Origin of the sequence: Polynucleobacter asymbioticus QLW-P1DMWA-1, assembly GCF_000016345.1 — a bacterium.
Taxonomy (GTDB): domain Bacteria; phylum Pseudomonadota; class Gammaproteobacteria; order Burkholderiales; family Burkholderiaceae; genus Polynucleobacter; species Polynucleobacter asymbioticus.
Genome location: NC_009379.1, coordinates 1,330,708 through 1,345,570 on the forward strand (window position 1 = coordinate 1,330,708; position 14,863 = coordinate 1,345,570).

Annotated in this window: 13 protein-coding genes and 1 tRNA gene; 5 read left to right on the forward strand and 9 right to left on the reverse strand. The window is 45.4% G+C overall.

Translation table 11 applies throughout. The features are described from left to right. The first annotated feature begins 14 nt into the window (after positions 1-14). Entirely contained in the window at positions 15-1,379 is a 1,365-nt protein-coding gene (argA, locus tag PNUC_RS06620) for an amino-acid N-acetyltransferase (RefSeq protein WP_011903101.1), read from the forward strand. A 14-nt stretch (positions 1,380-1,393) separates the two neighbouring features. Next, positions 1,394-1,666, forward strand: coding sequence for an oxidative damage protection protein (locus PNUC_RS06625; RefSeq protein WP_011903102.1), 273 nt, complete (start codon positions 1,394-1,396; stop codon positions 1,664-1,666). 259 nt (positions 1,667-1,925) lie between these two features. Here PNUC_RS06625 and rpiA read toward each other — a convergent pair whose 3' ends face one another. Beyond that, positions 1,926-2,636 carry a ribose-5-phosphate isomerase RpiA gene (gene rpiA / locus PNUC_RS06630; RefSeq protein WP_011903103.1) on the reverse strand — a complete coding sequence of 237 codons (711 nt, stop codon included), beginning with the start codon at positions 2,634-2,636 and terminating at the stop codon, positions 1,926-1,928. A gap of 92 nt (positions 2,637-2,728) precedes the next feature. Between rpiA and tal the strand changes: the two genes are divergently transcribed. Further along, positions 2,729-3,706 carry a transaldolase gene (gene tal, locus PNUC_RS06635; protein ID WP_048812127.1) on the forward strand — a complete coding sequence of 326 codons (978 nt, stop codon included), beginning with the start codon at positions 2,729-2,731 and terminating at the stop codon, positions 3,704-3,706. A gap of 66 nt (positions 3,707-3,772) precedes the next feature. On the opposite strand, the gene PNUC_RS06640 is transcribed toward tal, so the two are convergent. From PNUC_RS06640 to rnr, 6 genes are all read right to left on the reverse strand, one after another. Then, entirely contained in the window at positions 3,773-5,116 is a 1,344-nt protein-coding gene (locus PNUC_RS06640; protein WP_011903105.1) for a metal-dependent hydrolase family protein, read from the reverse strand. Between the two features lie 61 nt (positions 5,117-5,177). Next, positions 5,178-7,124 carry an acyl CoA:acetate/3-ketoacid CoA transferase gene (locus PNUC_RS06645; RefSeq protein ID WP_048812128.1) on the reverse strand — a complete coding sequence of 649 codons (1,947 nt, stop codon included), beginning with the start codon at positions 7,122-7,124 and terminating at the stop codon, positions 5,178-5,180. Between the two features lie 105 nt (positions 7,125-7,229). After that, positions 7,230-8,630 (reverse strand): GntP family permease, encoded by a 1,401-nt coding sequence (locus tag PNUC_RS06650; protein ID WP_011903107.1) that lies wholly within the window; start codon positions 8,628-8,630, stop codon positions 7,230-7,232. 111 nt (positions 8,631-8,741) lie between these two features. Next, a complete protein-coding gene (locus PNUC_RS06655) occupies positions 8,742-8,927 on the reverse strand; it encodes a YgaP family membrane protein (protein WP_011903108.1) in 186 nt (61 codons plus the stop codon). A 16-nt stretch (positions 8,928-8,943) separates the two neighbouring features. Then, entirely contained in the window at positions 8,944-9,699 is a 756-nt protein-coding gene (rlmB, locus tag PNUC_RS06660; RefSeq protein ID WP_011903109.1) for a 23S rRNA (guanosine(2251)-2'-O)-methyltransferase RlmB, read from the reverse strand. Between the two features lie 19 nt (positions 9,700-9,718). Continuing rightward, positions 9,719-12,106, reverse strand: coding sequence for a ribonuclease R (gene rnr, locus PNUC_RS06665; RefSeq protein WP_011903110.1), 2,388 nt, complete (start codon positions 12,104-12,106; stop codon positions 9,719-9,721). Positions 12,107-12,263: 157 nt separating this feature from the next. Between rnr and PNUC_RS06670 the strand changes: the two genes are divergently transcribed. Together PNUC_RS06670 and PNUC_RS06675 are read left to right on the forward strand one after the other, a co-directional pair. After that, positions 12,264-12,350 (forward strand) — tRNA-Leu (locus PNUC_RS06670). Positions 12,351-12,467: 117 nt separating this feature from the next. Next, entirely contained in the window at positions 12,468-13,763 is a 1,296-nt protein-coding gene (locus tag PNUC_RS06675; RefSeq protein ID WP_011903111.1) for an APC family permease, read from the forward strand. A gap of 36 nt (positions 13,764-13,799) precedes the next feature. Here the strand turns inward: PNUC_RS06675 and PNUC_RS06680 are convergent, their stop codons facing one another. Continuing rightward, positions 13,800-14,135, reverse strand: coding sequence for an AzlD domain-containing protein (locus PNUC_RS06680; protein ID WP_011903112.1), 336 nt, complete (start codon positions 14,133-14,135; stop codon positions 13,800-13,802). Next, complete coding sequence (locus tag PNUC_RS06685; RefSeq protein ID WP_011903113.1) at positions 14,135-14,860, reverse strand: AzlC family ABC transporter permease; 726 nt, start codon at positions 14,858-14,860, stop codon at positions 14,135-14,137. The genes PNUC_RS06680 and PNUC_RS06685 overlap by 1 nt, the downstream gene beginning before the upstream one ends. Positions 14,861-14,863 lie beyond the last annotated feature (3 nt).

The following is a 14,863-nucleotide window of genomic DNA, read 5'->3' on the forward strand; positions in this document are numbered from 1 at the left end:
ATAATTTTCTCACTATGCCGACAAATGCACCAAACCTAGCGCCCAGCGCCGAAGAATCTGCCTCCAATTTCCCATTTGTGGGCTGGTTGCGCGATGTTGCGCCCTATATTCATAGCTTTCGAGAAAAGACCTTTGTTATCGCTTTTGCAGGTGAACTCGTCCAAGAAATCGGCTTAGAGAACCTGATTGAGGATATCGCCATGCTGCATGCTATGGGTATGCGCATCGTATTGGTACACGGTATTCGCCCGCAGATTGAAGAGCAGCTTATGCTGCGCAAGATTAAGAGCAAATTTGGCAAGAGCACAATGCACAGCTATCGAATTACTGATGCTGCCGCTTTAGAGTGCGTTAAAGAAGCCGCTGGTGAATTGCGCCTCGATATCGAAGCAGCATTTAGTCGTGGCCTACCCAACACCCCAATGGCAGGATCACGCATTTCGGTGATTTCCGGAAACTTTATTACCGCTATGCCAGTAGGCGTTGTTGAAGGAATCGATTACATTCATACCGGCTTAGTCAGAAAAGTAGATTCCTCTTCTATCAAGCAATCTTTAGATAGCAACAAAATTGTGCTGCTTTCACCTTTGGGTTTTTCACCAACAGGCCAGGCCTTCAATCTAGCCTATGAGGATGTAGCAGCCTCGACCGCTGCTGCTCTCAAGGCGGATAAGCTCATTTTCTTAAGCCCTTACCCAGGCCTGAAAGATGCCGAAGGTGACATCATCACCGAGCTTTCTTTACCACAGCTCCAGGAATATGTGAGCCAGAATAAAGAGATGGAGATTGGAATGAAGGGCTTACTGAATATTGCGGGTAAAGCCATTCGTGCCGGTGTTAGCCGTGTTCACTTCTTGCCTTCAAATCAAGATGGCGCTTTACTTGAGGAACTCTTTACGCATGATGGGATCGGCATGATGCTAGCCTCTTCCGACATTGAGAATTTGCGTGAAGCTAGCCAAGATGATGTTGGCGGCATCTTGCAGTTGACCATGCCTCTTGAAGATGAGGGTATTTTGGCTGCACGCGGCCAAGATGTCATCGAACGGGATATTCAACGATTCTCAGTGATTGAGCATGATCGTGTTCTTTTCGGTTGCGCTGCCCTCTTCCCCTTCCCCAATGGCGTAGGTGAACTCGCCTGTTTAGCTGTTGATCCTGATGTACAAGGCTCGGGGGATGGTGAACGTTTGCTCAAACGCATTGAGATGCGCGCGAAGCAAGAAGGCATCAAAAAATTATTTGTTCTCACAACAAGAACAGAGCATTGGTTTTTGAAGCGCGGCTTTAAACGTGCCACGGTAGATGATCTACCAGAAGAAAGAAAACAAATTTACAACTGGGACCGCAAGTCCATGGTTTTAACTAAAGATTTATAAGAAAGGCATTACAGATGGCACGCATGGTTCAATGTATTAAGTTAAATAAAGAAGCAGAAGGAATGGACTTTGCTCCACTACCAGGCGAACTTGGTAAAAAGATTTGGAATCAAGTATCTAAAGAAGCTTGGGCTGCCTGGTTAAAACAACAAACCATGTTAATTAATGAAAATCGCCTCAATATGGCTGATCCTCGTGCACGTCAATACCTATTAAAGCAAGTTGAGAAGTACTTCTTTGAAGGTGGCGCGGATATGGCGCAAGGTTACGTTCCTGAAGCCGAATAATTGGCCGTATGTTGGGTATTGCGGTACAGCATAAATAAATTGATAAAAATTGTTTATAGCTGTTGACACTCTGAATTTGCAGGCATAGGATGTAATCGTAGTGAGGCAGTTTGAGTGTCCCGCTACATTGGCGAAAGCCACTTCAAATAAGTACATCTATGTACTTATAGGCTAAGGAACTAAATACCTTCCGAGCGTCTACGCCGTGGATACCACGGCAAATAACCCGATGGGCATACCCCGTCGGGTTTTTTTATTCCTAAAGTACGATGCGATCTACGCCAGCAGCATTACTCACCAGCAAAATGTTTGCTTTTTCTTTGGCGAATAAGCCCACTGTGATTACACCAGCGATTTGATTGATTTGACTCTCGATCTTTAAAGGGTCAGCGATCTGTAGTCCAGCGATATCTAGTATCCACCCACCGTTATCGGTTACAAATGGCTCACTCGGTGTTTGGTTTAAATCTGCACGAGTAGACTTAGCCAAGCGTAAAGTGACTTTCCCGCCAAGCTTTTCTAGCTCACGCGTGACAACACCTTTTGCAAGCGGAATAATTTCTACCGGGAGAGCGAAGTTACCTAAAACAGGCACTTGCTTTGACGAATCGCAGATGCAAATAAATTGCTGCGCCATAGATGCAATAATCTTTTCACGGGTTAAAGCCCCGCCGCCACCTTTAATCATGTGGCCCTGAGGATCAATTTCATCTGCACCATCGACATAAGCGGGTAAGCTAACAACATCGTTGGGATCCAACACTTTGAATCCATGCTTAAGTAGGCGCTCGGTAGTGGCATTGGAACTAGACACAGTACCCGCAAAATGATCTTTGTGAGGAGCTAAGGCATCAATAAAACAATTAGCCGTTGAACCTGTACCAACGCCTAATATTTGTCCAGCAGGCAGCTTTAATACCTCATCACGTGCCGCATCACCCACCATTTTCTTAAGTTGATCTTGATTCATTGCTTTACCAAAGGCCTTTACTGGAACTGAATAGTTAATCCATCTATCATATGATATTCAGAAAAAACCATTTGAGAACTGCCTCCAAGCCCATGAATAGTGCTACTTCAACCCAAAACCAACTAGAGCAACTGAAAAAACTCACTACGGTCGTTGCCGATACAGGTGATTTTGAGCGCATGCAGGCCTTTCAACCTCAAGATGCCACCACCAACCCTTCCTTAATCTTGAAGGCGGCTCAGCAGAGCAATTACCAGTCTCTAGTGAACGCAGTTAAGGTGGCTCACCCCGGAATGAGCACTACCGATTTAGTGGATTACATCTTGGTGGCTTTTGGTTTGGAGATATTAAAAATCGTTCCTGGCCGCGTCTCTACTGAAGTCGATGCCCGGCTTTCTTTCGATACCAAAGCAACTATTGCAAAAGCAAAACATCTTATTGCCCTTTATGAATCTCATGGGATTGATCGCAATCGTATTTTGATCAAACTAGCAGGCACTTGGGAAGGAATTGCCGCCGCTAAAGAATTAGAAGCTGACGGCATCCACTGCAATATGACTTTGCTGTTCTCATTAGTTCAAGCTGCAGCCTGTGGTGCTGCGAACGCCAAATTAATATCCCCTTTTGTGGGGCGCATTACTGATTGGTATAAGGCAAAGTTGGGAGCCAATTGGAATGATATCAATAATGGCGGTGAAAATGATCCTGGCGTCACTTCAGTAAAGCGCATTTTTCATTACTACAAACACTTTGGTATCCCTACTGAAATCATGGGTGCTAGCTTTCGTAACACCAGCCAAATCCTTGAGCTAGCTGGTTGTGATCTATTAACTATTAGCCCAGAGCTATTGGCTGATCTTCAAGCGAGCGGCGCTAGCGTTGATAAAAAATTAGATCCGATCAATGCGAAGGCTGCATTGACTGCCGAAGGAATAACAGCCCTTAAGTTAGATGAATCCAGTTTCCGCCTACAACTCAATAATGATGCAATGACTACAGAAAAGTTAGCGGAAGGTATTCGTAACTTCTGCATTGATACAGAGAAATTAGAGGCGCTCCTAGCTAAATAACCATTTAGCGCCAAAAAGAAAACCCGCCGAAGCGGGTTTTTTTATTTGATATCTTACAGCCTAGAACTACAGAGTAGTTTTGTAAATAGTTCCGTCTTTCATGATGACGCGGAAGTTCTTTTGAGGATCGGCAATGATGTCGAGATTAACGGTAGGGTCACCGTCAACTAACAGTAAATCTGCATAAGCACCCTCTTGCACTACCCCCAACTTACCTTCTGTATAAGGGTTACGCTTACCCGATAAGGCAAAAAGCTGAGCATTGTCGTGAGTCACAATCTTAAGAGCATGAGCCGGAGTCATGAACTGTTTCATTTCAACTAACTCAGTATTTTGCATGTACATATTTTGCGGCTCAAACAATAAATCTGTTCCCCAGGCTAACTTGACATTATTTTTTACAGCCCATCTCCACACATTGCCCTGGTTTAGTACCAGCTCATGCTTTCTTGCGCGTACGTCAGGTGGAAAGGATGGGCCAGCCTCATCAAAGACTTGGGTGCTCAACCAAATACCTTTATCGGCCATATACTTGACTGTTGCTTCATCCAAGAGCTGACCATGTTCAATCACTGTGACGCCGGCATCAATTGAGCGACGTACAGAATGCGGCGTATACGAATGTACTGATACATAAGTTCCAAAATCAGTCGCCGCCTCAACAGCAGCCTTAATTTCGTCTGAAGTAAATTCATTCACATAAAGCGGGTCCATATGGGACTCGCCACCACCACTAGTAGCCAACTTAATTTGAGTGGCGCCATTGCGCAAATTAAACCGTGTTGCCGTTAAAACCTGTGCACGTCCATCCACAATGGATGAGAACCGTACTTGCTCAAGGGGTGTCAAAGGCCCTCCGAAGCTACGCGGTAATTGTTCTGGTGGAGTAAAGTCGCAGTGTCCAGAGGTTTGACAAACCATCGAGCCGCTTGGATAAATACGCGGTCCAATTACCTTGCCTTGATCAATAGCATCCTTAACTCTAAAAATAGGGCCTGCCATGTCTCGAATAGTGGTAAAGCCGCGCATCAACATGGCCTGTGCCTGTTCTGAAGCAACTTTATCTAAAAATGCTATATCTGGATTTGGAACAATAATTTGATCTGCTGTAACGCCAGCAATATAAAGATGGGCATGCGCATCACTTAAACCCGGCATCAGCGTACGACCACCACCTGCAATAAAGGTAGCAGTTGTGCCGCTCGGAATTTGAATAGGTTTAACTGAAATAGTCTGAATCACATTCCCAACTACCAATACATTGATTGGGGGTGTTAATTTCTCTGAAGTACCATCAAACACTCGTACATTTTCATAGAGCGTTGCGGTCTTTGGTGCCGCCTGAGAATGGCAAGAAAGCGCGGCAGTCAGTGTACTTAAAACAAATAGGGATTTAGCTATGGTTTTCATAATTACTCTTTTTAATTACATTGGAATATTGGGTAGCGCTTTTTAAAATCTAGAGGGAGATCTATTTTGAAACATCTAGATGACCGCGTGCATCCATCAGCGTTTCATATATCTTAGGATCTACAGAATGTTTTTTTAGTGCCTCATTAAGCTTAGCTCGCAAGAAAGTGCTCGACGTATAACGCGTAACTTCACTATAAAAACGATCTGCTAAGCATTTAACCATATCTGCGTAGCGATCAATCCACTCTGGGCTGATATCGAAACGGTCATAGTTCACAATTGCGGCAACTTTATGTGGAATAGCTTTTAAAGCCTCTTCTACTGCCCTGCGGATATTTTCAACATCTGCATCCGCTCGTACCATGAAGCCTTCTAAATTGACGAAGAGGATATTTTTAAGTGGGTCATAGATGAATCGATCACCAAAGGGAATATCTAGCAGCTCAGAACGTAAACCCATAGTTTCTGGATAGAAAATGCGTTGATCCATCAACTTGAGATGGGCATCAACTAAGGGTTGAAAATCCATTTTTTTAAGAATATCTTTTTCAAGATCGATACCAGGCGCTATTTCGATCAGCGCAACACCTTCTTGGGTGAGCTTAAAGACACAACGCTCGGTAATGTAGATGACCTCTTGCCCTTTTTTCAAAGATTGCTCAGCGCTAAATGTGCGATGCTCGACCTCTTTGACGAATTTATTCCCCATACCCTCACGCTCAATTACCAGCTTTCCATGGGCTATAACAAGATGTGACTTTGCTGCCATAAAGCTGCCAACAAATACAACTTTTCTGGCATTTTGGGAGATATTAATAAACCCACCTGCTCCTGCTAACTTATCGCCAAACTTAGATACATTCAAATTCCCGCTTTCATCCATTTGGGCCAACCCCAAAATGGCAATATCCAATCCTCCACCATCATAAAAATCAAATTGGTAAGGCTGATCTAAGATTGCCTGAGTATTGACTGCGGCACCAAAATTTAGGCCGCTCGCAGGAATTCCTCCGATCACGCCTGGTTCAGTCGTAAGCGTGAATAGATCGGTCACATTTTCTTCTGCTGCTACTGCCGAAACTCCTTCGGGCATCCCAATACCTAGATTAACTACATCATTTGGTCGCAATTCCATTGCCGCTCTACGGGCAATGACTTTACGAGAATCTAAAGGCATATCTTGACGAGTGGAATGCGGAACTCGTATTTCACCAGAAAATGCAGGGTTGTATGGCTCTATAAAAGTTTGCATATGGTATTCAGGCTTTTCTGAAACCACTACGCAATCAACCAATACCCCTGGAATTTTTACTTGCCGAGGATTAAGACTGCCGGCAGCACAAATCCGCTCAACCTGCGCTATCACAATGCCGCCAGAATTATGAGCAGCCATAGCAATTGCTAAAGCCTCTAAGGTCAGCGCTTCTTTTTCCATGGTGATATTGCCATCAGGATCAGCGCTCGTCCCACGAATGATGCCGACATTAATGGGCAATGCCTTGTAAAAAAGATAATCCTCGCCACCAATCTTGACCAACTCCACCAAATCTTCTACCGTCTTTTCATTGAGCTTTCCACCACCAAAACGTGGATCAACAAATGTACCAAGCCCAACATGAGTCAAGGTTCCGGGCTTGCCAGCCGCGATATCTCTAAATAAGTGACAAATAACCCCTTGAGGCAAATTCCACGCTTGTATTTGATTGCTGATTGCCATCATTTGTAATTTGGGCACTAATCCCCAATGACCACCAATGACACGAGAAACTAAGCCGGGGTGAGCCAAATGATTAAGGCCTCGATCTTTTCCATCGCCTTGGCCAGCTGCATATACCAAGGTTAAATTTCTTGGTCCCCCTTGATGCTCAAGAGGTGACTTCAACCCCTCTAAAAATAAATCTTCAAGAGCAACGGCTATATTCTCTGCAAATCCAATTCCCACAAAGCCGCCGGTGGCGATGGTATCCCCATCCTGAATTAGTTGCACAGCCTCATGGGCCGCCATAATTTTTCCGGAACTACCCGCATGCAATAAGGGTGATAGATGTGAATGGGGCAAAAAATCCTCGAGTTATAAATTAGATGGTCAAATGCCTGATGCGCTGACTGTTTAGACCCAACCAGTTAAATAAAACGTAGCAATAACAAAAAATACTGCCATTGTTTTAATACAAGTAATGGCAAAAATATCTTTGTAAGATATTTTGTGGGATAGGCCGGTAACCGCAAGTAATGTAATTACTGCACCATTGTGTGGGAGAGTATCCATGCCGCCGCTCGCCATGGAAGCAACTCTGTGCAAAACCTCCATTGAGATGCCTGCCGCTTGCGCTCCTTGAATAAAGAAATTGGACATCGCAGCTAAAGCAATGCCTAAACCTCCTGAAGCGGAACCAGTTATTCCCGCTAAGGCTGTGACGGTCACAGCTTCGTTTACCAAGACGTTAGGTACGGACTTAAGAGTATCGGCAACAACTAAGAAACCAGGTAGTGCAGCGATCACAGCCCCAAAACCATATTCAGAAGCTGTATTCATCGAAGCAAGAAGCGCGCCACTTACCGCCGCTTTAGAGCCCTCAGCAAAACTTTCAAAAATACGTTTGTGTGCGAACAAAATAACGGTCAGAATACCCAGCAGCAATGCACCCTCGACAGCCCATATTGCAGAAATTTTTCCGACCTCCTGAACAACTGGAGCGGGGCTTCCAATAACAGCAGGTATAAATGAAACAGTGTCTCCATAAACCTTTGGCAACCAATCGGTAAAGATCCTATTGGCAAATGCCACTATGAGCAAAGGAAGAACAGCGATTAAGGGATTGGTAAGCTTTTCAGTTAAATCAAAAGCTACCGGCTCATTGATGTGGTTGGTACCATAACCTTCATTTAACTTCTGAGCAGATCTGCGACGCCACTCTAAATAAAACATACCCAGCGTCAAAATAAAGATGGACCCCATAATGCCCAATACTGGCGCAGCATAAATATTTGTCTTGAAAAAGGATGTGGGGATCACGTTTTGGATTTGAGGGGTTCCAGGCAATGAATCCATCGTAAAGGTGAATGCCCCTAATGCAATCGTGCCGGGTATTAAGCGCTTTGGAATATCACCTTGGCGGAAGAGTTCGGCAGCAAATGGATACACCGCAAAAACAACTACAAATAGTGAGACACCACCATAGGTCAATAGAGCGCAGACTAAGACAATAGAGAGCATGGCTCTTTTAGCCCCCACTATCTTGATTACTGAAGAAACGATGGCCTTAGAAAAACCCGAAAGTTCGATCACTTTTCCAAATACTGCGCCTAATAAAAAGACTGGGAAATAGCTTTTCACAAAGCCGACCATCTTATCCATGAATAAGCCGGTAAACATCGGGGCTACTAAAGTGGGATCGGTTAAGAGCACCGCGCCAAGGGCGGCAATGGGAGCAAAAAGAATGACACTATAGCCGCGATAAGCTACAAACATCAGGAAAACTAAAGCGGCAACTACGATTAGAAGGGTCATCTAACTACCTTAAATAATGGTTCAGCAAGTATCTTGATCATAAAGCTCAATTGCTTAAGCTAAATAAGTATTAACCCTCCGCCATTCGATAGTGCCGCCACATTCTTAGGCTTATTTTTTAGCTGTATTAATACCTAGCAAGGTATATGCAGGACAGTTACCAATCATGCCTGTCAATAATGGAAGTATGCCAATCCATGCCCAGGGGCCAGTGATACCAAAACCGGCTAATCCCATCAGCGTTACACCTACGGTCATACGTACAACGCGTTCTGTGTGACCAACATTGCATTTCATAAGAACCCCCTTAGAGTTACTTCGCTACTTTAGTAAGACGCTGTCTAAGCGCTTCATATAAGCATACGCCACTTGCTACAGAAACATTCAAGCTTTCTACTACACCTTGCATAGGGATGCGTACGAGCTCATCACAGGTTTCACGGGTTAGACGACGCATACCCTCACCTTCAGCCCCCATCACAATAGCGATAGGACCGGTAAGATCAAGATCGTAGATAGATTTCTCAGCTTCATCATCGGTACCCACCAACCAAACACCCGCCTCTTGCATTTCTTTCATGCTACGCACAAGATTGGTTACGGTAATAACGGGTATGACCTCAGAAGCTCCACTAGATACCTTACTGACAGTGGCATTAATAGAGGCAGAGCGATCCTTAGGAATGACTACCGCATCGACGCCGGCACCATCGGCAACACGTAAGCAGGCGCCAAAGTTATGGGGATCAGTCACACCATCTAAAACCAAGAACAATGGTTTCTTCTGAGCACTCTCTGCATCTTCCACCACTTCAGTGATGGTGCGAGCAACAGTGATTTTTTCTGCAAGAGCGACCACTCCCTGGTGTCGATCATGACCCGCTAATTTATGAAGACGCTCTGCATCAGCTGCATGCAAACGCTCTCCCAAAATCTCTTCGGCTTGCTTTAAGAAATCTCCCATGCGTCGATCGCGACGACTGGGATCAAAATACACCGACTTCAAACTATCTGGGTCAACGCGTAAGCGCGCTTGAACCGCATGAAAACCCACTAATATTTGTTTCATCTTTTTTAAATCACTTTTTTTATTTACGGCGCGCTTTGGTACTGCGAACAGGCGGCTTGCTACCAGCGGGTTTGCCTACAGGGCGACTTGGCTTAGCAGCCTTGCTGCTCTTGCGACTTGCCTGACTCTTGGATTGGTTGGCACCCAAAGTCCCCGCCGATTTAGCTGCATTCACATTAATGCCGCTTGGTTTTTGGGGTGCTTTATGGGCAGGTCTACTTTTATTGGGGGCAGCCTTCTTATTGGGTCTACCAGTATCGGCAGCTAATAACACCTGACGTCGACCAGAAGATCCACCGCCCCCTTCTGCGCCAAAACTTTTAACTAAACTAAATTCAATTTTGCGCGCATCTAAATCAACCCGGCTGACCAATACATGTAGGCGATCACCTAAGCGGTAACGAATACCTGTACGCTCACCGCGCAATTCTTGACGAGCCTCATCGTATTGGAAGTAGTCCCCACCCAACTCGGTTACGTGAACCATGCCTTCTACAAAGAGATTTTCCAACTGAATGAATAATCCAAAATTGGCAACACCTGTAACGGTGCCGGAATACTCTTGACCCAAATGATCGCGCATGTAATAGCACTTCAACCATGCCTCGACATCGCGCGATGCTTCATCAGCACGGCGCTCATTTGATGAGCAATGTACGCCCAGCTGACCCCAAATTGGTAAAGCGGCATTGGCGCCTTTGGGAACTTTTACACCCTTTGCTGCACCAGCTTTTGCATCGCTTTGAGATTTCTTGGCATTAACTGCGTTCTCACGACCCTTACCCTTGCGTGGCAAGGTAAGGTTAAGCGGAACCTTAGGCGGCAAGACCGGTACATAAGGCTTTTTCTGCAGAATCGATTTGATGACTCGATGAGTTAACAAGTCTGGGTAGCGACGAATTGGGCTCGTGAAATGTGAGTAAGCGGGATAAGCCAAGCCAAAGTGGCCTTCATTATCTGGCTGGTACATCGCCTGTTGCATTGCCCGTAGAACAACCGATTGCAGCATATTGGCGTCCGGACGATCTTTAATCTCCCGAATCAATTTAGCAAAGTCACGCGGCTTTGGTTTGTCGCCACCGCCTAGAGAAAGGCCTGAAGTTCTCAGCACCTGACGCAAAGTCACCAACTTCTCTTCTGAAGGCTCACCGTGTACACGGTACAAACTGAGATGCTTGTTCTTATCAATAAAGTCAGCTGCACAAACGTTTGCAGTCAACATACATTCTTCAATTAAGCGATGTGCATCATTACGAATGCGCGGCTCAATACGTAAGATCTTGCCAAGCTCGTTGCTAATAATTTGGGTCTCAGTCGTTTCAAACTCAATTGCGCCACGCTTCTCACGAGCAGCCAATAAAATTTTGTAAAGAGAATATAGATTCGTTAATAAAGGACGGAACTGTGCAAAGCGCGTAGCCTCTGGCCCTTTACTGTTGGAGAGAATTTCCCAAACAGTGTCATAGGTAAAGCGCTGAGCCGAATGCATGACTGCTGGATAGAACTGGTATGCCAATACGATGCCATTGTTGTCCACTACAGAATCACAGACCATGCAAAGGCGATCAACCCCAGGATTTAAAGAGCAAAGACCATTGGAGATCTTTTCTGGGAGCATCGGGATAACGCGGCGCGGGAAGTAAACGGAGGTTGCACGCAATAAGCCTTCGTCATCCAATGGTTGTCCAGGCTTAACGTAATGCGAAACATCGGCAATCGCGACAATTAAACGCCAAGCCTTAGTTTGCCCATACATTACTGGCTCGCAATAGACGGCATCATCAAAGTCACGCGCATCTGCTCCATCAATCGTCACTAGAGGTACGTCGCGTAAATCAACGCGGCCCTCTAAGTCCCCCTGCTGCACAGTATCTGGCAATGCTGCCGCTTCTTTTAAGGCAGCTGCTGAGAATTCATGAGGAACGCCATACTTACGTACCGCTATTTCGATTTCCATTCCGGGATCATCAATCTCACCTAAAACCTCAACTACACGACCTACCGCCTGGCGATAGCTATCTGGGTAATCAATGATTTCAACGCTAACTACTTGCCCTAATTTGGCGACACCTTGGCCTTTAGGTGGAATCAAAATATCGTGGCCAATACGTTTATCCTCTGGCGCAACAATTAATACACCATTCTCATTTAAGAGACGACCGATCACCACTTTGTTAGCGTGCAGAACTACCTCAACAATTTGCCCTTCCGGACGGCCTCGTCGATCTGTTCCTAATACTCTGACATTGACTCTATCGCCATGCATGACGCGTGACATTTCTCTCTCGGAGAGAAAAATATCTTCACCACCATCATCGGGAATAACAAATCCAAATCCATCTCGATGCCCCTGAACTGTTCCTAATCGGTCAGCCTCACGCGGCATCAAGTCTTTTGCTTTACGCATTTAATTCCTTCGGCAATACATGCCCTATCTATATATCTAGTGATATCTGTTTTTGTTATGAATAAGACTACTGTATCAAACCACCAAGTCTGAAGAGAAAAAGCCATATTGAGCTCAAATAAGCCCTAAAACGCCCATCCCTCTATAATAGAGGCATGCCCAGGTGGCGAAATTGGTAGACGCACCAGCTTCAGGTGCTGGCGATCGTAAGGTTGTGGGGGTTCGAGTCCCTTCCTGGGCACCAAACACCTTTACTAGACCTTATATGAGGTCAATACGCTCGAATGCAAGCCCCCCGCTTAATCTGCCAGCCTGCATAATAGAATCCCATCATCTGCCGTAAAGAAACTCCGAAGATCCTGTGAATACCGCTCTCCTTAAAAAACCGAGCAAAAAAGCCTCCCAAATTAGCCTGTTTTCAGCTACTGCCCTAGGTATCGGCGGCATGATGGGTGCTGGGCTATTTTCACTTCTAGGCACTGCGAGCGTTCATGCTGGCACACATATACCTATCGCTTTTTTAATTGGAGCCATAGCCGCCTCATTTTCGGTCTACTCCTATGCCAAATTAGGTGCCACTTTTCCAAGTAGTGGTGGCGGCGCGACTTTCACAGTGATGTGCTTTGGTCCCGGCGTCATTTCTGGCGGCCTCAATATTTTTCAATATATCGCCTACTTGATTGCCGCAGCTCTTTATGCAGCCGGCTTTTCAGAGTATGCAAATACTTTATTAGGGAACCCGCTATCACCGCTTGAAGTCAAAATGGTTGGGGCTGCTATTGTGGTGTTTTGTGCTGGCATCAATTTATTAGGCACGAGTATTGTTGGTCGAGCGGAAACTGTTGCCATTGGTTTTGTCGTCATAGCCCTATTGATATTTTCTGCAAAAGGCATACATGCTTCTAGCGGCGCCATGTTCCATTGGTCAGATTGGTCGATCAATGGCATCGCTATCGCAACCGGCATTCTGTATATCAACTATCAAGGCTTTGGGGTTGTAACCAACTCCTCTAACGCAATGGCGCAGCCACAAAAAGAATTGCCGCTAGCCATGTTTTCTGCGCTCATTTTAGTAACGTTTGCCTACCTCCTAGTCAGTACTGCAACTGAGCTTTTACTGACCCCAGCTCAAATGATTGCGTTTAATGGTCATGTTTTAGCCGATGCTGCTGAAATGGTTACCGGAAGAACAGGTTTTGTTGTGATTGGCGCCTCTGCATTATTGGCATGTGCAGCAGCACTAAACGCCACTATCTTTGCCGCATCGAATATTGCTGCGGACATGGCAAGCAAAGTTTCTATTTCTAAAACCTTGGGTAATACCGTTTTAAAAACACAGATGCGGGCCTTAACTATTTCAGCGCTAATTGTGGTTGTGTTGGTATGCGCCTTTCCTTTAGATGTAGTCGGGAAAATGGCTAGTCTAGCTTTCTTGCTCGTTTATGCAGCAATCACTGCCGGCCACATAAAAGTGCGCAAACAAACCGGCGCAAAGCTTTGGCCACTTTGGGCAGCGATCATCATCAACTTAGGACTATTCATCACGCTCTTTATTAATGTTGTTGAAACCGCACCCGGAAGTGCCATTGCATTGATCGGTGCGCTTATAGGCTCCTTTGCACTAGAGGCAGTATCCAGAAAATATCGGGGAAAGTAATGCTGGGCTTAGTCTGAGTTACTCAGCTTATGTGAGTTATAGCCAAAATCTGGCTGCGGTAAAAACACCCATACCAACAATCAAGGTAATGAGCATTTTTCGTGTCAAATAAAAAGCAATGATGGCCGCCACGCCTCCCCAAATATTTGGCAGCCTGAGATTAAATTGGGCAACGCTACTAGCACTAGCCGGCAAAAAAATCTCCGGAGCCAAAATTGCTACCATTGCCGCCAAAGGCGCAAAACGAATTGCCTCTAGCGCCCAATCCGGAACCTTTACGTGCTCGCCCAAAATCAAAAAGAAGCTTCTTGACCATGCAGTTACCCAAGCCATGCCAATAATCAATAAATAAATATTGAGATCAATTTGCATTAAGGCGCAACCCACCTAGGGGTGCGATCGGTGACCATCCCTACTATTAATGCAGCCACAATAGCTAAAACAATATTTAACCGAAATGGCAAACCATAAGTAGCCACCGCAACGACGGTAGCAGCTAGTGCCGCCCAACGTGCAGCAGCTCGATCCAGCATTGGGATAATAATTGCCAATAAAGCAATGGCACCTGCAAACTCTAACCCCCAGCTATTCGGAATTTGGCTAGCCAAGAAAATTCCTGCAATAGATCCTACTTGCCATAGCGCCCAATTAGAAAACTGCATTCCGATTAACCAATACAAACGGACATGGTCTTTATCGGCATGGCGCTCGGAAGTGGATTGCGGTGTGGGGTAACGTTTAATGTAGAAGAAATAACTAAAGTCAGCAGTCATATAACCCAGAAGAATTCTGCGCCACATGGGTAAATATGAAAAATGGGCTTGCAATCCCAAGCTAAAAATAACAAAGCGTAGATTCACCATAAAAGAGGTGATTAATATCATCCAGATCGGCAGACCTACTGTGATTAGCGGAAGTGCTGCTAACTGGGATGACCCCGCATAAACTAAAAGACTCATTGTCAAAGCTTGGTGTACCGTCAGGGAAGACTTGGCCATGGCAATACCAGTCACAAACCCCCAAGTGAGAATCGTCACACCGAACCGTGACATCTCTTTAAAGCCTTCTATAAAGGCCCGCTTCTGTTCCGAGGTCATTCT